This window comes from Paenibacillus piscarius (genome assembly GCF_022234545.1).
GTDB classification, from domain to species: Bacteria; Bacillota; Bacilli; order Paenibacillales; family Paenibacillaceae; genus Paenibacillus_AQ; species Paenibacillus_AQ piscarius.
Map to the genome: position 1 here is coordinate 1 of NZ_JAIEUI010000056.1, position 571 is coordinate 571.

At 49.4% G+C, this 571-nt stretch carries 1 protein-coding gene; it reads left to right on the plus strand.

Translation table 11 applies throughout. From position 1 onward, the window contains the following. Positions 1 to 560: RNA-dependent RNA polymerase family protein (locus tag K1558_RS32630; protein ID WP_476641286.1), on the plus strand; the 560-nt coding region annotated here is incomplete at its 5' end. Between the last annotated feature and the right edge of the window lie 11 nt (positions 561 to 571).

Here is a 571-nt window from a genome sequence, read left to right on the forward strand (position 1 = left end):
ATTTTGTGTGCTGCTTCCAGTACAAAGAAGATGCAGAACGCTTCTATACCGCGCTGGTGCTCCGGCTAGAGAAATTCGGGTTAAGCATCGCGGAAGAGAAGACGAAAATCATCGCGTTCGGTCGTTTTGCGGAAGCAGATTCACGGAGGAAGGGCGAAGGGAAGCCGAAAACATTCGATTTCCTAGGCTTCACGCACTACTGCGCCAAGAGCCGAAGAGGAACCTTCCGGGTAAAGCGCAAAACAAGTGGGAAGAAATTTAGACAGAAGGTCAAAGCCATGAAGAGTTGGATGAAGTGGAACCGCCACCTGAAGCAGGAGGAGTTTCTAGGTGTCATCCGGTCCAAGCTGTCGGGTCATTACCGATACTATGGAATCACGGATAACTCACAGAAAATGAAGTCCTACTACATGCAAACCCTGGACTTGATTTACAAATGGCTCAACCGCAGAAGTCAGCGCAGGAGTTTCACCCGGGAGAGATTCTACGAAGTGCTTAAAGAATTCAAGCTACCTAAGCCGCGGATCTACGTCAATATCTACGACGAAGGCCAACTGTGAACGATGGGGTG